Origin of the sequence: Aeromonas sp. S13(2024), assembly GCF_041402405.1 — a bacterium.
Classification (GTDB): Bacteria; Pseudomonadota; Gammaproteobacteria; order Enterobacterales; family Aeromonadaceae; genus Aeromonas; species Aeromonas veronii.
Map to the genome: position 1 here is coordinate 275,688 of NZ_JBGLRA010000002.1, position 15,952 is coordinate 291,639.

At 54.7% G+C, this 15,952-nt stretch carries 25 protein-coding genes, 1 other RNA gene and 1 pseudogene; 4 read left to right on the forward strand and 23 right to left on the reverse strand.

Annotation, left to right across the window (positions count from 1 at the left end; all coding sequences use genetic code 11):
- Position 1: 1 nt before the first annotated feature.
- The 8 genes from ACB042_RS05000 to ACB042_RS05035 all read right to left on the reverse strand — a co-directional run bounded on the left by ACB042_RS05000 (position 2) and on the right by ACB042_RS05035 (position 4,598).
- Complete coding sequence (locus ACB042_RS05000) at positions 2–298, reverse strand: hypothetical protein (protein ID WP_058059547.1); 297 nt, start codon at positions 296–298, stop codon at positions 2–4.
- Positions 295–609, reverse strand: a complete 315-nt coding sequence (locus tag ACB042_RS05005; RefSeq protein ID WP_016350122.1) for a DUF2730 family protein — start codon at positions 607–609, stop codon at positions 295–297. The genes ACB042_RS05000 and ACB042_RS05005 overlap by 4 nt, the downstream gene beginning before the upstream one ends.
- The gene (locus ACB042_RS05010) at positions 590–817 is read right to left on the reverse strand and encodes a TraR/DksA C4-type zinc finger protein (protein WP_201915720.1); all 228 of its coding nucleotides are present in this window, start codon (positions 815–817) and stop codon (positions 590–592) included. Before ACB042_RS05010 ends, ACB042_RS05005 begins: the two co-directional genes overlap by 20 nt.
- 167 nt (positions 818–984) lie before the next feature.
- Complete coding sequence (locus tag ACB042_RS05015) at positions 985–1,206, reverse strand: hypothetical protein (protein WP_005353373.1); 222 nt, start codon at positions 1,204–1,206, stop codon at positions 985–987.
- Positions 1,199–1,516 (reverse strand): hypothetical protein, encoded by a 318-nt coding sequence (locus ACB042_RS05020; protein WP_371177943.1) that lies wholly within the window; start codon positions 1,514–1,516, stop codon positions 1,199–1,201. Before ACB042_RS05020 ends, ACB042_RS05015 begins: the two co-directional genes overlap by 8 nt.
- The gene (locus tag ACB042_RS05025) at positions 1,513–2,088 is read right to left on the reverse strand and encodes a glycoside hydrolase family 108 protein (RefSeq protein WP_371177944.1); all 576 of its coding nucleotides are present in this window, start codon (positions 2,086–2,088) and stop codon (positions 1,513–1,515) included. The genes ACB042_RS05020 and ACB042_RS05025 overlap by 4 nt, the downstream gene beginning before the upstream one ends.
- A gap of 82 nt (positions 2,089–2,170) precedes the next feature.
- Positions 2,171–3,916: a hypothetical protein gene (locus ACB042_RS05030; RefSeq protein WP_371177945.1), complete on the reverse strand. Its 1,746-nt coding sequence runs from the start codon at positions 3,914–3,916 to the stop codon at positions 2,171–2,173.
- A 256-nt stretch (positions 3,917–4,172) separates the two neighbouring features.
- Positions 4,173–4,598: a Mor transcription activator family protein gene (locus ACB042_RS05035; RefSeq protein ID WP_371177946.1), complete on the reverse strand. Its 426-nt coding sequence runs from the start codon at positions 4,596–4,598 to the stop codon at positions 4,173–4,175.
- Positions 4,599–4,818: 220 nt separating this feature from the next.
- On the opposite strand from ACB042_RS05035, the gene ACB042_RS05040 reads away from it, so the two are divergent.
- The 3 genes from ACB042_RS05040 (at position 4,819) to ACB042_RS05050 (ending at position 6,692) form a co-directional block, all read left to right on the forward strand.
- Positions 4,819–5,106, forward strand: coding sequence for a hypothetical protein (locus ACB042_RS05040; RefSeq protein WP_371177947.1), 288 nt, complete (start codon positions 4,819–4,821; stop codon positions 5,104–5,106).
- A 580-nt stretch (positions 5,107–5,686) separates the two neighbouring features.
- Entirely contained in the window at positions 5,687–6,214 is a 528-nt protein-coding gene (locus ACB042_RS05045; protein ID WP_040069956.1) for a type II toxin-antitoxin system MqsA family antitoxin, read from the forward strand.
- Positions 6,207–6,692 (forward strand): preprotein translocase subunit SecB, encoded by a 486-nt coding sequence (locus ACB042_RS05050; protein ID WP_069555368.1) that lies wholly within the window; start codon positions 6,207–6,209, stop codon positions 6,690–6,692. Before ACB042_RS05045 ends, ACB042_RS05050 begins: the two co-directional genes overlap by 8 nt.
- Positions 6,693–6,704: 12 nt before the next feature.
- Here the strand turns inward: ACB042_RS05050 and ACB042_RS05055 are convergent, their stop codons facing one another.
- From ACB042_RS05055 to ACB042_RS05110, 12 genes are all read right to left on the reverse strand, one after another.
- A complete protein-coding gene (locus ACB042_RS05055; RefSeq protein ID WP_371177948.1) occupies positions 6,705–7,154 on the reverse strand; it encodes a gp16 family protein in 450 nt (149 codons plus the stop codon).
- On the reverse strand, positions 7,154–7,420 hold the full coding sequence (locus ACB042_RS05060) for a hypothetical protein (RefSeq protein WP_213343343.1): 267 nt from the start codon (positions 7,418–7,420) through the stop codon (positions 7,154–7,156). Before ACB042_RS05060 ends, ACB042_RS05055 begins: the two co-directional genes overlap by 1 nt.
- Positions 7,407–7,664, reverse strand: a complete 258-nt coding sequence (locus ACB042_RS05065; RefSeq protein ID WP_371177949.1) for a hypothetical protein — start codon at positions 7,662–7,664, stop codon at positions 7,407–7,409. Before ACB042_RS05065 ends, ACB042_RS05060 begins: the two co-directional genes overlap by 14 nt.
- 45 nt (positions 7,665–7,709) lie before the next feature.
- Positions 7,710–7,779, reverse strand: an RNA gene (locus ACB042_RS05070) — hammerhead ribozyme type II.
- A 7-nt stretch (positions 7,780–7,786) separates the two neighbouring features.
- Positions 7,787–7,981, reverse strand: a complete 195-nt coding sequence (locus ACB042_RS05075; RefSeq protein WP_005345945.1) for a hypothetical protein — start codon at positions 7,979–7,981, stop codon at positions 7,787–7,789.
- 12 nt (positions 7,982–7,993) lie between these two features.
- Positions 7,994–8,614, reverse strand: coding sequence for a DUF3164 family protein (locus ACB042_RS05080; protein WP_371177950.1), 621 nt, complete (start codon positions 8,612–8,614; stop codon positions 7,994–7,996).
- Between the two features lie 10 nt (positions 8,615–8,624).
- On the reverse strand, positions 8,625–8,804 hold the full coding sequence (locus ACB042_RS05085) for a hypothetical protein (RefSeq protein WP_005353400.1): 180 nt from the start codon (positions 8,802–8,804) through the stop codon (positions 8,625–8,627).
- Between the two features lie 19 nt (positions 8,805–8,823).
- Positions 8,824–9,072, reverse strand: coding sequence for a hypothetical protein (locus tag ACB042_RS05090; RefSeq protein WP_371177951.1), 249 nt, complete (start codon positions 9,070–9,072; stop codon positions 8,824–8,826).
- Positions 9,073–9,128: 56 nt separating this feature from the next.
- Entirely contained in the window at positions 9,129–9,680 is a 552-nt protein-coding gene (locus tag ACB042_RS05095) for a transcriptional regulator (protein ID WP_041217404.1), read from the reverse strand.
- On the reverse strand, positions 9,664–10,242 hold the full coding sequence (locus ACB042_RS05100) for a hypothetical protein (RefSeq protein WP_371177952.1): 579 nt from the start codon (positions 10,240–10,242) through the stop codon (positions 9,664–9,666). The genes ACB042_RS05095 and ACB042_RS05100 overlap by 17 nt, the downstream gene beginning before the upstream one ends.
- 69 nt (positions 10,243–10,311) lie before the next feature.
- Complete coding sequence (locus ACB042_RS05105) at positions 10,312–11,034, reverse strand: AAA family ATPase (protein ID WP_029300291.1); 723 nt, start codon at positions 11,032–11,034, stop codon at positions 10,312–10,314.
- Between the two features lie 42 nt (positions 11,035–11,076).
- A complete protein-coding gene (locus ACB042_RS05110) occupies positions 11,077–13,290 on the reverse strand; it encodes a DNA-binding protein (RefSeq protein ID WP_371177953.1) in 2,214 nt (737 codons plus the stop codon).
- A gap of 408 nt (positions 13,291–13,698) precedes the next feature.
- On the opposite strand from ACB042_RS05110, the gene ACB042_RS05115 reads away from it, so the two are divergent.
- Positions 13,699–14,445 carry a helix-turn-helix transcriptional regulator gene (locus ACB042_RS05115; RefSeq protein ID WP_139493910.1) on the forward strand — a complete coding sequence of 249 codons (747 nt, stop codon included), beginning with the start codon at positions 13,699–13,701 and terminating at the stop codon, positions 14,443–14,445.
- Between the two features lie 276 nt (positions 14,446–14,721).
- Here the strand turns inward: ACB042_RS05115 and ACB042_RS05120 are convergent.
- The 3 genes and pseudogenes from ACB042_RS05120 to ACB042_RS05130 all read right to left on the reverse strand — a co-directional run.
- Positions 14,722–15,009, reverse strand: a pseudogene (locus ACB042_RS05120) (AEC family transporter); the annotation flags it as partial.
- A 12-nt stretch (positions 15,010–15,021) separates the two neighbouring features.
- Positions 15,022–15,579 carry a YaeQ family protein gene (locus ACB042_RS05125; RefSeq protein ID WP_371177954.1) on the reverse strand — a complete coding sequence of 186 codons (558 nt, stop codon included), beginning with the start codon at positions 15,577–15,579 and terminating at the stop codon, positions 15,022–15,024.
- 188 nt (positions 15,580–15,767) lie between these two features.
- Positions 15,768–15,908 carry a TIGR02808 family protein gene (locus ACB042_RS05130; protein WP_005345965.1) on the reverse strand — a complete coding sequence of 47 codons (141 nt, stop codon included), beginning with the start codon at positions 15,906–15,908 and terminating at the stop codon, positions 15,768–15,770.
- Between the last annotated feature and the right edge of the window lie 44 nt (positions 15,909–15,952).

Consider the following 15,952-nt stretch of genomic DNA (forward strand, 5'->3'; position numbering starts at 1 on the left):
CTTAATCCTCCGCCCTGGGTTTCTTGACGCCGGGCACCGTTGCACGGCCCTCTGCTGCGTCCTGCCCCCGACCGGTCAGGTGAGCCACCTGCACCGTGGCCAGCCGCTCGATGCGCACCAGCCCCTGCTCTTCCAGCCAGGCCAACAGGGTCTTCACCCGATCCCGCGTCACCCGGCCGGTACCCAGCTGGTCAAGGCAGTCATTGAGGATTGACTCGTTGGCGGCACCACCGATATCCAGCAGGGAGCGCAGGATCACCAGCCTCTGCTGGGCGTCCAATATCGCTTGAATACTCATGGCTTCTCCTTCTGTACGGCGGCGAGCTCATTTTCCAATAGCAAATCGGCAAGACGACGGGCTTGGCGCAGCTCCGGCTTCACCTCCCGCAACTCCCCCCGCAATTCGCTGATCTCCAACTGCAGCTTGTGCAGCTCACGCTCGCTCGGCAGATCAGCCAGTACCTGCTCCACCCGCTGGACTCTCTGCACCAGGGCCGTGAGGTCTTCGCGCTTGGCGTAGGTTTTGGAGAGCAAGATGATGACCACCAAACCCACCAAGCTGGCCAATGCATAAAGAGGCCCCCAGTTCTTAACGATGAATTCCCACACGGGTCGCCTCCTTGCGCTCATACAGGGTCTGGCACTCGATACAGCGCTCGGCACAAGGCTCGGCTACAAGGCGGGAGATCGGGATGGCTTCGTCACAATCGCAGCAGATACCATCGCCGTGTGGCCTTGCCCTGTTCTGGTGGGCTTCGATAATGCGCCCAGTCCGATCGGCATCGGCCTGCTGGGCGCGGTCTATATGGTCTGTCACATGACCTCTCCCGGAGCCCATCCCATTAGGCTATTTCACTTGCCATTTTGGCCCTGGGCAGTGCTCGAAAGCCTCACGTACTGCATGTACGCTGCGGTTTCTGCGCGCTGTCCGAGACCAAACTGGTTGCGCCAATCACGCCTACTGGGACAGGCTCAAACAGTGTTTTAACGGACGGTATGGGTCGCCTTGATGCGGCCCCAGATGGCGAGCAGGCCACCCACCGCACTGGCCAGATCCACCAGGGTGGATGCCAAGCTGGCTTGGGTACCCGCATCGACCGGTACACCAAACAGGCCAGCGATACCGGCCCCCACGGCAATCACACCACCGATCACGGTGCGGCTTTTGAAGGCAGACTTCGCTTGAGGTAACAGGGAATCAGGCATGATGGGCTTCCTTCTTTTTGGGTTGAAATAACGGAGGTTGGCAATGACGGGCACGGGCCCGCAGGCGATCCAGTTCGGTCACCGAGCGCCACCCCTTCTCAAAGAGGGATTGACGGGTCTGGTGGCGGCTATAGAGCGGGATCGCCTTCGGGTCAGCGATCTGATTGGCCAGAGCTGCCTTGAGATGGGCTTTGCGCCCATCCTTGAAGCAAGCGAGATAACGGGGGTTCTTGAGCTCAGGGATGCCAAAGCAGCCCGCAGCCTGGATCGCGGCCGCCGCCTTCTGTTGCTTGATGGTCAGCACGCTCATGCCACCACCTCACCAACCACGTCGGAAAGGAGGTAGCTTTGCAGACGCAGCAGTCGGTTGATCCAGCCATCGGCATTGGCCCACTGGCTCGGGTCTTTGCGCACAATGCCGTGCATGAAGCAGGCCCGCTGCATCATCAGAGCCAGCAACAACTGGCCCTCGCCCTTGGCGCCCAGTTGCTGCTTGAGCCTACCAATCGACACTGGGCCAAGGCGACCATCTGCCATCACCCCCAAGACCTGCTGCAGCTGTTGGATGGCGCGTTTCGGCCCGTGATGCACCGCAGCATCAAACACGGCGATAGAAAGGGCCGGGCTTAAGCTCGCAATCAGGTCACAGCGGGCGGGAGCCCAGTAGTTCTGGCGGTAAAAGGGCTCGGTATGGGCCGGAGTCAGATCACCGATAGCGATATCGGGTACCCCATCCCGATCGAGGTCGGCCATGCCGTCCTTCTTGCCATCGGCAGCATCGGCGATGCCGTACTTGGTATGACCACCACGGTCGGCGGGATGGTTGACTTCGCCCCCTTCCACATCGGGACGAAGCAGCCATTTAAGTGCGAGTGATAACATAAAGGCCCCTCGGTGAACTGCGTTATCAGCAGCGTACCGAGGAGCCTCTATGGCTGGGGTTTATGGTAAGTTACTTTTTATATCACGAATGTAAGCTTAACCACTCGAACAAGTGTGAATCGCTTAATTTAACAGTCCCATTTAAAATAGATTTCCTCTTACCCTCTTTGCTCGCATCCCTTTCTGAAACAGATGGATCCATTTCGGCCAAAATACATTCAGAAAGATAGTGATAACGATTAAATGCTTCTTCAGGAGAAGATATGCTAGGTGCACTATCCATCATATAAACCATAGCATTTAGCGTACTACGAAGATAATGCTCTAAGTTTACGATTAACATATCCAATCGATCAGGCGTTGCTGCATTGTGAACAATGGCGTTTCTTGTTCTATAGAGTCTATGCAGCTGTAGCTCGACTTTTCTCTCATGTTCTTGAATTTTCACTGCGAGCGGATATGGTGTTTTACAGAGTTTCAAAAATGCTCCAAATCTGAATTTAGCATATGGATAGCTATTTAAACGCTGCATAACATCGTTAACAACATCATCGTTTTTTAATGCTAAGTATAGGTCTCCAAGATTCGATTTTCTAATATCAATGGATGTGTCATTAATTAAAAAACTCTCCCACTTCAACTTTTTAGCGACACTTCGCAATGCAAATAGCTGTTTGACTGGATAGTCAAGGCGAATGCATGGAAGTACAGCCAAGATTACATGAGCATCATGGCTTAACTGTTGTTCAGTTACATCTAAGGTTAGTGACTCCAAAGCAGACCAGTACGCGGTAAACCTGCTTTCTGCAGTGTCTTCAGATAAACCATTCTTAAAAAATCGAAACGCAGCACTAACCTTTCTTATTGTTTTTTCGGTTGCTTGCTCGTGCAAGCGTGACATTGTTTCCATATATAATTCGAATTCATTTCGGCTCAATCTATCTAGTGCATTTATCAATGGTTTTTCAACATCACGTAACGTCTTACTTCGGTTTTCTATGACGTTTGTTGCTACAAACTGTTTGTGTATTTGGATATCAGCCCTTCCCATCATGTAAGCAATAACGTCTAGCGCTTTATGTAAATCTGCATCGGCTTTTTTCTTTGCTGCACTGAATGAGATAGCTTCAACTTCAATCTCAACCTCAATTGAGTTATTTATGCCATTCTTTATTGTTGAGAAAACACAATTTTTAAAATTTATATCACCGCCGGCCTCATCAACCAACAGATATAACCGCTCATTAGCGAGAGTTAATTTTATTTTAACAAGGAAAGGTTTGAGTGTTATTTTGGAAACCAAGGAATCAAACGACTCATCAAATGAATTCACCCTATTGAACAAATAATTTTTAACTAGAGAAAAACATTCTGTCGTAGGCATTCCAAGAGTTATCAACACACTAATCAGAGAATTAGTAACACTATATATTCTACCAAACACCTCATCTGAATCAACAGGTCCTGATAGCAAATTTTCTCTTAGTATTCCAACAGAGATATCACGATAATGTGCTCTTACCGAGCTAGATAACTGATTCAAAAGGCTACATATCAATGCCTTTCTCTTTTCTATTGGGCTTGTATTTGGAACATTTAGTTTTTTATCATCATCGCCACAAATAGATAGAATCTGTTTTGTTATTTTTTTAAAAACATCCTTGTCTAAACAAGGATCTGTTCGCAAGATTTCTAAAAGCTCTTGAATAATATGATATCGTTTTTCTACCGCACGAAACTTATCTCCATGGGCATACAACTCCAACAATTCTTCTGTAGCATTGAGCACGTTGTTGTAGGTTACACGATCACTGTCAATACTCTGCAAACAACAAAGACTAGACCAACACTCTATGAAGAAAAGCTGCTGAGGTTCCAAACCGGACCTGTCGATTCTTGTGTCTAAGCGCATTGTTGCCTTGTTCCTGAATTTTGTTATACTTCGGCAATCTTATCGAATTTACATCAACAAGTGCTAGCAACTTGTGGATTCTGAAAAAAACGGTCCCCCCTTTGGCTGAGGCTTCGTCCCGCAAAGGATCGGGACCAACTTATAAAAAAGGGCGTCATTGGACGCCCTTTTTTCATTCAAAATTTAAACGACCTTGAATACGCGTTCTTACTAATTCCCGCTGCTCAGCCACCACCGCATAGGTCTGGGGTACCGACAGTCCATGCTTGCGGGCAAGCTGGTCGATATTGCGGCCGTTGAACTCATCCCAGATAGCCCTATCCCGCAGCGCGGCCTTGAGATGATCCCCGGTGGGGATGTAGTAGGCACGCCCCCCCATATAGTGGGCCTGTACCAGCGCCAGCTTTCGGGCCTGTGCCTTGGCCTGCTCGGGCCCCATCCCCCCTCTTGCCAGTTCGCAGGCCAGCACATCCACCAGCTCGCTCAGGGCTTTGGGCCATTTGGCCGTCAGTTCGGAAGCCGGGATCTGGTCGAGGCGATCGACCAGCTGCCCCAGTGAGGCGTGATCATCGGCAAAGAGATCCTGATTCTGTTCCATGACTCCTCCGGCACAATAGAAAAAGCGGTGCGCCGATTAGAACACAGACCATTTTATACGCACATTTTTTAGCGCATACTGAGTCCCTTTACTCTCTCTCCAACAAGATTCATGGAAAGGTCTTTGAACTATGAGCCGACGGTACTATCGACGGAGAAACCAGTCACTTATCACCGACACCGCCAGCACTATGCTGATGAGTTCCTGGTGGGGTGCTCTAATGCTGGGCCTCATCGGATATGGGCTTTTCTACTGGCTACTACCGGCATGGATCATCAGCAAGATTCAAGAAATCCCTCAGCTCACAACCGGTTTGGATATCCGTACCATGGCCTTCCAAGCTGTTGCGCGCAAACTACATTGGTCTGAGTTCGTTGGAATGGCATTCCTATGGTTGGGTCTCTTGATTGCAGGTATCAAGCTGCTGGCAACGGAACTGGAACCGAGCCAACACCATTCAGGGCTGCTCGGTTTTCTAGCCCGCTTGCTGGCGCGGTGGAGTGACTAGACAAGATGCTGGTGAATGTAGTTCAAACATCCGGGGTAGAACCCACTGCACCCCAGCCATTATGATAGTATTGTCATCTAGCCTCGCACGGGTATGTTTTGTGAGCTGCACACCCTTTCATCAAAGAATAAGTGGAAAAAAATTACCATAATGGTAAATAATGTCAGTGCCTACACAGGGCAACCACCCGCAGAGGGCGCATCTGATGCCGAGCGTCGTCTAGCAGGTCCCCTTTATAACCCAGCCGATGTGCTGGCAGTGTTGTCAAGCGGGAGCACTATCCCATGGACAAGAGATTGCAAGAGTGACTTGCAAGGATTGGCGTTTGACGAGGCTGATATTCAACAGTTGCTGCGTGACACACTGCAGCATGGGCGGTACCTCAATTCTCAATGGTGTGTACAACGCCCAACTGGCCCTTGGGCTGCTTGTGACGCATACCAATTAGGCCGAGATGAGTGGAATGAGTACGCGTACAGGGATTTGCGCGTGGAGTACTACATCAAGTTCGCGATAGGTAAAACAGGCAAGATACTACTGTTGGTATCGGCCCACGTACCTACACGCTAGGAGGTTCAAGATGGCTGCAACCGTATGCCCGATTTGCGAATCGGGCCATCTGCATCATCAGATTGAAGATATCGAAGTCGAATACATGGGTCACACTGCCATGCGCCCAAGCCACTACTCTGTGTGTGACGCTTGCGGTAGTGAGCAGGCAACTGCTGCCGACTTACGGCACAACAAACGGGACACACTGGCGTTTAGAAAAATGGTGATGGGTCTCCTCACTGGAGCCCAAGTACGGGCCTTGCGGCAAAGCTGGGGAATGACCCAAGAAACCGCTGCTCGTGTATTTGGTGGCGGTCCTGTCGCATTTTCCAAGTATGAAGCGGATGATGTCATCCAGTCTGAAGCAATGGACAAGTTATTGAGACTTGCTGATGAGATGCCCTTGGTTCTACAACGACTGAGACGAGATGCAGGGGTCGTGTATCAAGCGCAAGATCCATGGCAGATAGTTGCTATCGATATGGCAAACGCCGGACGTCAGCAAGCGGTCATCAAGACCAAACGTAGCTTCCAGCATGAGGTTAGTTATGGCTAAGGCCAACAAGGTACTGCAAGAGGCCATTGATGCTCTTGTTATCAACGACGTCTACTTGCATTCCTCACATGCAGCTTGCCTTGATGATTTTGATCCAAAGTACTTCGGCGATATGGATTTATTGCAGGTGCAGCAAATGCATATTGTTGAACAAAGCCAGTTATTGACGCTGGATGGAGGGCAAGACCTGCTGCGAGTCTTTATCCGTATGGGCACTCGCTGGATTCAACCTGTTGCAGAGGGTGAACATGACGAAGAAAGTGAGCCTCAAATCAAGGCAATCATCGAAGCTGACTTTGTTGCCGAATATCAAGTCAAGACTGCACTATCGCAAGACTGCATAGATGCGTTTTCTTTGCAAAACGCTAGCTATCATGTCTGGCCTTACTGGAGAGAATATCTCTGTTCCCAATGTGAACGGATGAGATTACCCAGAGTTGTTTTACCCACTTTGCAAGTTCCCAGATCAAATAAGTAACCACTCGCACAGTTAACGCTGTGACCACTTTTTCAGCGCCTCCAGCATTTTGACGGCCAGAGGCGCATCCAGCCAGCCCACCTCGGCCACCCCTACCCCGCCGTTTAAACGGGCAGTCATCCGTTGCACCCAATGGTTTAATGCGGTTTCCGAACCATCCCTGACGATACCAAGGCGGGCCATCTCGCACCAGATGGCCCTGATCTTGGCAATTTCATTGACCCTGACGTGGCTACCGGCCGCAGGGCTCAGCCGTCTGTTGGCTGCATGGCGAGCAGGCTTGGGAATAAAGCCCGCCGCCTTGAAGGCAGTCAGCACCAGCTCCAGCTCCTGTTCGCTCAACAGGGCGGCGCTGCGCTTACCGGTGTGGCTGGCCAGCAGGTCGCGGTAACACTCGTCATCGAGCGCCAACGAACGGCGCCCCACCTGTACCAGCCGGATCAATCTGCTGCGCTTGTCCATCACCTATCCCCTCCCCGTTCTGCCTTGCTGTCATGATGCTGCCCGGCCACCCTCAGCTGTTGGTAGTGCTCATTGAGGCACCCCCGACACCAGCTGGAGAGCCGTGTGGCATCACTCGCCAAACCGAAAAACTCGGTATCCCATGGCCAGAACTCGCCACAACGGGGGCAACGCTGCTCCAACCCCAGTTCGGTGATACAGGCCCGACCGCTTTGCAGGCGGCGAGCCAAAATATGGGGGGCCAGCAGGGGGCTATAGATGGCCATGGCGATCCCCGGTTCCGTGTACCCCGCCACAATCTCTGACCGATTTGGCCTGCTGCAGCTCTGCCACCAGTTGCCAGCGCATCTGGCAGGCTTCTCCGGCCAACGCGTGAAAACCACGGGCGCGTGCCTCTTTATCAAACTGCTTGAGCTGTTTGCACACAGCCCTTTTTTCAGCAGCCACCAGTGCAATGGCTGCGCTGCTGAATATCTTGGTAAGCCGAATATCCATCTCTGTTTTGGTCATCGCCGTGCTCCTTGTATCAAGACGGTGAAGACCTGGGCCCAGATCGTTTGGTTGCTCATCAGTACCAGGCCACCACACCGGATAGACAGGGCGGCAGTGCCGCCCTGTTTCGCATCGGGCTATTACTCGAACTGCAGTGGCGTCACCCCTTGATACTCCTCGGCATTGAGGGGCGCAGGCCCCAGCCCCAGCGCCCAGAGCAAGGCGGCCTTGATACCATCCTCATAGGTATCATCGGGGTAGCAGGTGCCCTCGGTTTCGGTGATCTGCTCACAGAGCAGCAATTGCTCTTCCGCTTTTTCCACGTTGATTTCCATCACGCCTCCTCCCTATACCTTGGCCAGATCCAGGCTCATCTGGATGTAACGCCCGTGAGCGTCACGCTCGTAGAGCCGCAGATATTGGCTGGTGCCGGTCACCTGGATGGCATCGACAGCGGCTTGCATGGCCTGCAGCCAATCCGGGTCATCGATATTGAGCTGGCGCAGGGAGAGCACCTGATTCACGTCGATATGACCGCTCTTGGATACCCGAAAGGCATGGTCTACCAGAGCGCGGATCTCGCTGCTGGCGCCATCGCTCCAGCGTTCGATACACTGGTCAATCAGCGCTTTGGCGGCCTGGATCCGTTCATCAAATTTGCGGTGCTCCCCCACCGCCCGGATCAGCTTGTAACGGCCGTCGAAACTGAGCAGGGTCACGTTGCCCTTGGTGCCGCCCCACGCCACGCCGTACTGCTCGGATGACAGGTCAACAAAGTCGTTGATCTGCTGCATGGCGCCAATCTTGAAGGCGGCCAGCTGCGAACGCTGCTCGCGGGCTGCCGCAATGATGCCCATCACCACTTCATCGCGCAGCTTGTCTGCCGGAGCGATCAGGTTTTCCGGTACCCAGTGCCCCTGAGCGTTCTGGCGCATCGGGGTGGTACTGCTGGTTTGTGCTTCTTGCATGGGCTTCTCCTTAATGGATCTTGTTGCTGCCAGGCACCGGAGGGCACATCACGGCGCTGTACTGCTCTGTTGTCGCGCTCGCCAGCTCCTCTTGGTGGGTCGCGCTGCAGAATTCGAGAAACTTGGGTAACTGGCGCAGTACCACCCGCGCCAGCGCCTCGTCTTCTATCTCAAGCTGGATCTTGCTCATCTCATCCCCCTTGCCGGTTTCAGGATTTTTGGCGCCAGTGCAGCAGGCACCCGCCAAAGCGCACCAGGGCAACTTCACGCACCACGCCCGCCAGACATTCACGGCTCAACACGGCGCGCGCCTGCATCTCTTTGGGCAGTGGCCCGGTAACCGCCAGCAGCGGGGTATGGCAAACCCGACTGGTGCGAACGTCATATCCCTTGGCCGTCAGCCAGTGGCTGAGTTGCTCGGCGGTCTTTTGCAAATTGCTGTGCAGATACTTTTTCATCCCATTCTCCTTGTGATCTCGTCACCGGGCCCACCGCGAAAGAGCCCTGCCAACCCTTATTTGCCTTCTTGCTTGTCGAGCAGCCGGTTGTATTTGATGGCCATGATTTTCAGCTCTTCGGCCAGCAGCTCACTTAGGATGCGCAGGCTGCTGCTGGCATTGTCGCCATCGCTTTTGGCCTGTCGGCGCAATCTGGAGAGGGTGGCCTCGGCGTCATAGCGAGCCGTTTTCTGCGACCCTTTGCCCTGCTCTACTGATAACCGCATCGGGCGGCGAAGCTGCTGCGCCTCGGTCAGCTGGCTATGGGGGCAACCGCTGCGGCATGCCTTCCAGAGCTTGATATCCATCGGGCTGCTACCCACCTCACTGGGGCCACGACGTTGATGGGCAAGGCACTGGTGAGCCGGAATATCCCCCAGGATGGGGCACCTCACCTTGTTGCCCATCAGGGCCCCCTCCACCAGGGTCTGTACCCTTGCCATATCGCCGGGATACTTTTCGTTGCAGACCTGGCTGATGGTGGTGCGAGAGAGCCCGAGCTTCTCGGCCACCTGGGCCAGCGAACTGGCTGCCACTTCGGCCTGCAACACCTCAAGCCACGTTTCCATGTGTCTCCTCCTCCCGTTGGAACGGGTATAACTGCTGCTGGTTTTGATCCCAGCAACCATGGTCACGACACAGCGGGGCATAACGGCCTGTATCCCTGACCAGCTGATAGCGTCCTGTCAGGCCGTGTCTGGCGGGTACAGGCAGCAAACTGTCAACTTTGAACAGCACCTTGACGTAACCGGCTTTTACCAACCTATCGGTGTAAAACCAGGCTTGTTTCTGACCCGTCTCTGCCGTCAGCATCAGGTCTGTCAGGGTGAAGAAGCGGCTGATCTTCATGGTGTTCCACATTTTCTGTTGATTGGTTTTGCGCTTGTTCCTGCATTTGGGCCGCTTCTGGCCACTGCTTTTGCCAATCGGTGGCATGTATTGAGCGCTAACCACTTTGAAAGAGGCCGGGCGGGATACCACGCCGTCCGGGTGTTTAATGAGGTGGCCAGCGGCCAACCAGTCACGCACGACCTTGTAGATATGTGCCTCCGACATTCCCGTCACGGCGATCACGTCCTTGATCAGAAAAGTCTCTTGCTGGCACATCCATTCCCAGGCTTGCAACGTCATTAGCGTTGCTTTTGTATCAACCACTGGAATCCCTCCCGTGCTTTGTTTTTATTGGCTGTAGCCTGACGGCTAGCGGCTGCGACGCACGTCATGGAGCAGCTCGCTGGCGTCAACGTCCTCCAGCCGGATAATCCGGGCATCAGAGGCCATCGCCATTTTTTCAATCTTGTCGAGGGCCGAGACGATGGTGCGCACCACGCCGTTGGAACGCTTGCGGATCAGATCCAGCAGTGCATCGTCGATCTCCACGTCCACCTCCAGCATTTCACTGGCAATCAGGGACACATCATCGAGATCGGCCGGTTTGAATTCGATCCACTGGGAGATGCGGTTAAACAGTTGCTTGCGCTGGCTGATGCGGCGGGCAATCTCTTCCATCCCGACCAGGATCAGGGGTTGTTCGGTGGCATCGTAGATATCGCGCAGGGTCTCCATGATGCGGGCATTGCCGACCACGTAATCGGCCTCGTCCACGAAGATGGCCAGCTCTTCGGCGCGTACAGATTCGATGATGCTATCGACCTGAGCACGCAGGTTGTGGCGCTGGGGAATGCCGATCTCTTTGGCAATCTGTTCCAGCAGGCTGGTCACCGTGTCGGCCTTGTAGCAGCGGACATAGATGCCGTTCACTTCGTCCTGGTTGAACAGCCATTCCACGGCGGTGGTCTTGCCAAAGCCGGAGGGGCCATGGATCAGACCAATGCCTGGCACTATGCTGGAGCGGTTGAGCAAGTTGTCGAGCAGCTGCTCGGTCTTGATCATGTTTTTGACTTCAACGATCTTGTGTTTCATAGTGGGTTTGTCCTTTGTTTTTGGGCCTTTTCGGGCTACTCGCTAACCTTTTGCCTGGGTGCAGCGGGTAGCCCGAACTTCATCCAGATGGCGGTTAATGCGTTTTGCCATCAGCTTGTGGCTGTAGAGGTATCGGGTCAGCCACTCCTTCTCCCGCTCTGTCAGCGGGGTATCCAGCTCCCGCTCTGCCAGATAGATGGCTTGCTCGTACTCGGTCTTGAGTGCTCTCGATTCCTGCCCTGCGGTGGCTTGCGCCCGCTGCGCTTTCGCTTCTCGTCTGGCTTCTATGGCGGCCAGTTCTGCCGCATTGAAACGGGCGGGCTCAGCGGGCGTTGAGACCCCGGTGAGCGCGGCCAATGCCGGGTTATCGAGGGTGAGATCGCGCCGACTGAACGCTTCAATACCCTTGGCCTGATCGACGAAGTGGCGCACCACATCCTGATGGAGCTGGTCGATGCCAAAGGTCTTGGCAAGGTTGCGCATCTCGCGGCGAAAGCTGGCCAACGCCTTGGCATCGGCTTTTTTGGCCGCCCGGAAGGCATCGGGACTGATGCCATTGCCCAGCAGGTCGATGTTGATGGCCTCGATCCGCTCGTTCCAATCGCCGGTGCGGTACAAAATGGCGCGGCCCACATCGCACGGATCGAGAAAGACGCTGACCCGCTGGCTCTTCCAGTTGTGCTCCAGCAGTTCGGGGGCGCTGTATTTGAGACCACCGGCCTTGATAAAGCCTTTGGAGACGGTCGCCTCGCCGATATGGTTGAGCAGCAGATCCAGCGCAGCTTCATCGGGAATGGCACGGCGCTGATAACGGGCCAGCTGATACTTTTCATTGGGGCTGACCCCGAGGGCACTGTGCTTGCGGTTGTGGTAACGGGCATCGAGCCAGTTATCGAGCAGGGTTTGCAGTTCGGCGGCCGTCATGGCCAGCTCGTAAATCTCTTTTTGCGCATCCGGTTTGCGCTTCTCCTCCAGCCGCTGGGCAAAGCTCTTGCGCGCCTCGATCACCTGACGGTCTGCCACGCAGTGGCCGATATAGGAGGGCAACAGCTCGATCAGGCCGTGGCTCAGGGTGCGGAAAAAGCGCTCGATATGGGGTTTCTCCCAGCCCGAGTAGGCGTTGGAGCGGCTGACGTTCATACCAAGCAGAGTGCAGATGGACATGACCCGCTGGCTCACGTAGTCAGAGCCGTTATCGGTGCGCATCACGCCGTTATCGTTGAGCGTGCCCCAGGCCAGCAGGGTCTTGCGCAGCAGCAAGCAGATCCCTTCGCTCGATGAGCTCTTGGCCACCAGCAAACGAACGCGACGGGTATACACGTCGATCACCGCGATGATGCTGTGACGGCCATCCACCAACATGGCATCGACCGGGGTGCTATCGAACTCCCAGACGTCGTTGGGCTGGGCCATCCAGGGGTACATCTCCTCGATCGCGCTGCGGTATTTGTTGTTGTAGGCATCCGGGTTGGTGGTGTAGGTAAAGGCCACCTTGTTCTCTGCCAACCATTTCACCATCCAGCGACGCAAGGAGGATTGGCTGGGGATCTGCCATCCCAGCTGATTCATTTCGCTGTATTGGCTGGCCAGTTCGTGCAGCGCCCCCCACTTGTTGGCCAGATGGGGCTTGGTGGTGACCAGTGCGGTGAGAAACTGGGCCAGATCCGGGCTCTGTTCGACGGTTGATGGCCGCTCCCGCTGATAGTTGCCAGCCAGGGCTGCGGGGCCTTCATCCGCCAGCGCACTTTGCCAGCGGCGCAGGGTGATCAGACTGAATGGCTTTTGCCTTTCATAAACGCTGACAGGCAGGGCGAGAGTGCGGGCACGGTATGCCTCGATAAAGGCGCGGCGCCCCACCTCCCCTTGCTGGCAGGCGTGATAGGGGGCCAGGAAGATATCGGCGGCCTGCAGGATCAGCAGTCTGGCATCGACCTTCTGGCGAGGCCCCTCCCCCAGTGTCAGCAATTTGCGGCCTGCCTCCGGTTTGACCGGCACCTCGCGTGCCAGCAACTTGGCCATAGCCTTGCCACCCGCTGCATGATCGGTCACTGCATGGCCTTGTGCGGCCACAGCCTGTTCTGCCAGGTAACGGCGGGTTTCAATCGGCAGTGAGCCAATGTGGTATTCAGCCCCTTTGCCTTTCTCGCGCTTGCGGCTTTGCCACTCTTCACGCTCGGCCTTTTTGCGCACACCATCGGGGTAAGCGGGCATGCCAACCAATCCGGCCAGTGCCTGGGCGGTGTACCAGGTGCTCATTGGTCACCTCCCAGCAGATCGATCCCCAGCGATTCGGACAGCAGGGCCATGATGGCGCGGCTTTCCCGACGCTTGGGGCTAATCCCTCTGGCCGGAGCATAGTGTTTGATGCAACGCTGTACGGCTCGGGGGTGCAACCCTTTAGCGCGGGCCCAAGCAGCTTGGGAATATCCGCATTTTATGAGCTCAGCCCTGATCCACTCTGGTGTTTTCCCTGACATACTCACCCCGTTTCGGTATCATCAAGTGTCGCAGTGCGTATCTTCACCATTCATAAAAGAATGATTTTATGTCGCTATGCGTCACATATGAATGATTGATCACCCCAAAAAGATTGACAAGTCTTTTTGTGCGGAATTTTTTGTCTATCGACTCACCAGCATTAGCCACTAGCTGAGAATTCCTTGTATGTCAGAGCGTTATGAAGAAAAACCACAATCAGTACAAAAAGACGGTGAGGTATCTTTTCTGACGGCGGGAATGGATACTTTGAGTGACCGTCTGGATGAGCTGCGCGGGAGCCTGAGCTACAAGGCATTTGCCGAACTGGTGGGGATGAGTGAGTCGGGGATGCGCAAATACTTCCCCCCGTTTAATTCACTACCCACCATCGACAAGGCGCTGCGCATCGCGCGGACGTTCAATGTGAATCTGGAGTGGCTGGCCACCGGTCAGGGCCCGAAACACCCGGATGGAACGGCCGAGCAGATGGTGCAACGTGAGGAGTTTGATGAAGAGTACGCGCTGATCGATGGCTACCATGTCACCGTCAGTACCGGCCATGGTGCGTTTAATGATGATCATGAGGTTAAACGCAAGCTGGCTTTTCGCCGTAAGTGGCTCACGTTTCGCAAGTTAAACCCGGATAACCTGGTGGTGGTCTTCGCCAAAGGCGACAGCATGGAGCCCACCATCCACTCTGGTGACTCTATCCTGGTCGATATCAGCAAGAATCAGATCGAAGACGGATCCATCTTCGTGCTGCGCCTGGGAGAAGAGCTCTACGCCAAGCGCCTGCAGAAAAACTTCGATGGCGGGATCACCATCATCAGCGACAACCGAGATGATTACCCCCTGCAGGTCGTTCCAGCCAACCAGCTGGAGAACCTGGCCGTGATCGGCAAGGTAGTCTGGGCCGGGCACGATTTCTTTTAACGAGACATGCTCACATGTGAGAGAGTCTCGCTTGTACAGCCCTTAAACCAAGATTTAAACCACTACTAGCGGTCACACAAAAGAAAAAACAGGCGCCAGCCTGTTTTTCATTTTCAGCGCATCCCAATCGCCTGAGCGTACCAACTTTTCATTTTGCGGTTAAACGGCTTGGTTTAACCGCATCACGCCACAAGCCCCGCCATTCCTGAGTTTGTCCCGCCATCTCCCACTTGTTTTTACCAGCTCCCGGTTTTTCATTCTTGGTGGTGGGTTACAGGCGGGCAAGATCAGGGCTGCCCGCTCAATCCCTTTGAGTTTGAGCAGCGCAAGCAGCAGAGCGGGTAACAGAATAACCAGCGCCCCCGCCGCAATCAGCGGCATATGCTCCGCCAGCGCCAGCGGATACTTGACCAGCGCGGAGAAGACTAGCGCCGGGGTAAACAGCTCGATATTGGCCCGATTGACGTAACCGAGCGCGGCCCCCGGTCGCAATCGCCCATAGAAGGCGCCGAGCCCGACCACACCGAACACCGGGATGACGATATTGAGCAAGGCGCTGAACATGGGCGGCGTCCGTTACAGTTCGCGGGCCGGCTTGCCCATCAGCACCACCGGATCCAGCGTCACTTCCAGTGCCCCGTTACTGACCCAGAGCTGACCATCGGAGATAGTGCAGGTGAGCTGCATGGTGCGCTCGACCATGGCGGTGAGCGGCAGAGTCTGGCTGTCGGAGAGTTCGATGATGCTGAGGTTGTCATGCTGGCTCAGCTTGCCCTGGTTCTGCTTCCACCAGACGCTGGTGCCACGACCGCCGTAGAGGTAGAGCACCACCTGACGGGCGCGGTTGCAGGCTTTTTTGAGCCGTTTTTCATCGGGTTGGCCCAGCTCGATCCAGAGCTCTATTTCGTCCGAGTAGTTCTTGCACCAGAGCTCGGGTTCATCATCGGCGCTCAATCCCTTGGTGAATTCCAGTCGCTCGGCAGCGTGCCAGGCAAAGGCCGCCAGCCGGATCATCATCCGCTCATCGGTTTCGGAGGGGTGGCGCGCCAGCGTGAGGGAGAAGTCCTGATACTGATTGCGATCCATATCAGACAAACTGATCTGGGCCTTGAATACGGTTGCCTTGAGAGCCATAGAAAACCTTGAACACCTGATAAGAGAAGGGTGAGTGGGAAATACGGGCGCCAGTGTAATCAAAATCGGCGGCAGGTTCGACCATCCTGACCAAAGATTTCCCCTTCCCTGCCGGGATAAGTGCTTTAAAAGACACAAAAAACAAATGCCAGTCCGAAGACTGGCATTTGGCGGCATGGAGAAGCGACTCACTTCTCGGCGGACTGTACCCCGAACGCATTCAGCAGCATGCAACAGGTCACTGCCACCGCCACGAATCCGCTCAGAAAGATAAAGGGCATGGCCCCGTATCCCAGTACTGTCCAGATGGTGTGTTCAAGAAGACTCATTGTTGTGTCCTTCATCCGGTGAAAGGTGTGTTCCTTCTGGCGGA

Coding starts and splice junctions, on each gene's coding strand:
- ACB042_RS05060 (WP_213343343.1), bottom strand. CDS start 7,420: ATGGCCATCTATAGCCCCCTGCTGGCCCCCCATATTTTGGCTCGCCGC.
- ACB042_RS05110 (WP_371177953.1), bottom strand. CDS start 13,290: ATGAGCACCTGGTACACCGCCCAGGCACTGGCCGGATTGGTTGGCATG.
- ACB042_RS05100 (WP_371177952.1), bottom strand. CDS start 10,242: ATGACGTTGCAAGCCTGGGAATGGATGTGCCAGCAAGAGACTTTTCTG.
- ACB042_RS05045 (WP_040069956.1), top strand. CDS start 5,687: ATGGCTGCAACCGTATGCCCGATTTGCGAATCGGGCCATCTGCATCAT.
- ACB042_RS05080 (WP_371177950.1), bottom strand. CDS start 8,614: ATGCAAGAAGCACAAACCAGCAGTACCACCCCGATGCGCCAGAACGCT.
- ACB042_RS05025 (WP_371177944.1), bottom strand. CDS start 2,088: ATGTTATCACTCGCACTTAAATGGCTGCTTCGTCCCGATGTGGAAGGG.
- ACB042_RS05130 (WP_005345965.1), bottom strand. CDS start 15,908: ATGAGTCTTCTTGAACACACCATCTGGACAGTACTGGGATACGGGGCC.
- ACB042_RS05020 (WP_371177943.1), bottom strand. CDS start 1,516: ATGAGCGTGCTGACCATCAAGCAACAGAAGGCGGCGGCCGCGATCCAG.
- ACB042_RS05095 (WP_041217404.1), bottom strand. CDS start 9,680: ATGGAAACGTGGCTTGAGGTGTTGCAGGCCGAAGTGGCAGCCAGTTCG.
- ACB042_RS05105 (WP_029300291.1), bottom strand. CDS start 11,034: ATGAAACACAAGATCGTTGAAGTCAAAAACATGATCAAGACCGAGCAG.
- ACB042_RS05055 (WP_371177948.1), bottom strand. CDS start 7,154: ATGGACAAGCGCAGCAGATTGATCCGGCTGGTACAGGTGGGGCGCCGT.
- ACB042_RS05050 (WP_069555368.1), top strand. CDS start 6,207: ATGGCTAAGGCCAACAAGGTACTGCAAGAGGCCATTGATGCTCTTGTT.
- ACB042_RS05075 (WP_005345945.1), bottom strand. CDS start 7,981: ATGGAAATCAACGTGGAAAAAGCGGAAGAGCAATTGCTGCTCTGTGAG.
- ACB042_RS05090 (WP_371177951.1), bottom strand. CDS start 9,072: ATGAAAAAGTATCTGCACAGCAATTTGCAAAAGACCGCCGAGCAACTC.
- ACB042_RS05015 (WP_005353373.1), bottom strand. CDS start 1,206: ATGCCTGATTCCCTGTTACCTCAAGCGAAGTCTGCCTTCAAAAGCCGC.
- ACB042_RS05000 (WP_058059547.1), bottom strand. CDS start 298: ATGAGTATTCAAGCGATATTGGACGCCCAGCAGAGGCTGGTGATCCTG.
- ACB042_RS05115 (WP_139493910.1), top strand. CDS start 13,699: ATGTCAGAGCGTTATGAAGAAAAACCACAATCAGTACAAAAAGACGGT.
- ACB042_RS05065 (WP_371177949.1), bottom strand. CDS start 7,664: ATGACCAAAACAGAGATGGATATTCGGCTTACCAAGATATTCAGCAGC.
- ACB042_RS05085 (WP_005353400.1), bottom strand. CDS start 8,804: ATGAGCAAGATCCAGCTTGAGATAGAAGACGAGGCGCTGGCGCGGGTG.
- ACB042_RS05035 (WP_371177946.1), bottom strand. CDS start 4,598: ATGGAACAGAATCAGGATCTCTTTGCCGATGATCACGCCTCACTGGGG.
- ACB042_RS05125 (WP_371177954.1), bottom strand. CDS start 15,579: ATGGCTCTCAAGGCAACCGTATTCAAGGCCCAGATCAGTTTGTCTGAT.
- ACB042_RS05040 (WP_371177947.1), top strand. CDS start 4,819: ATGCTGGGCCTCATCGGATATGGGCTTTTCTACTGGCTACTACCGGCA.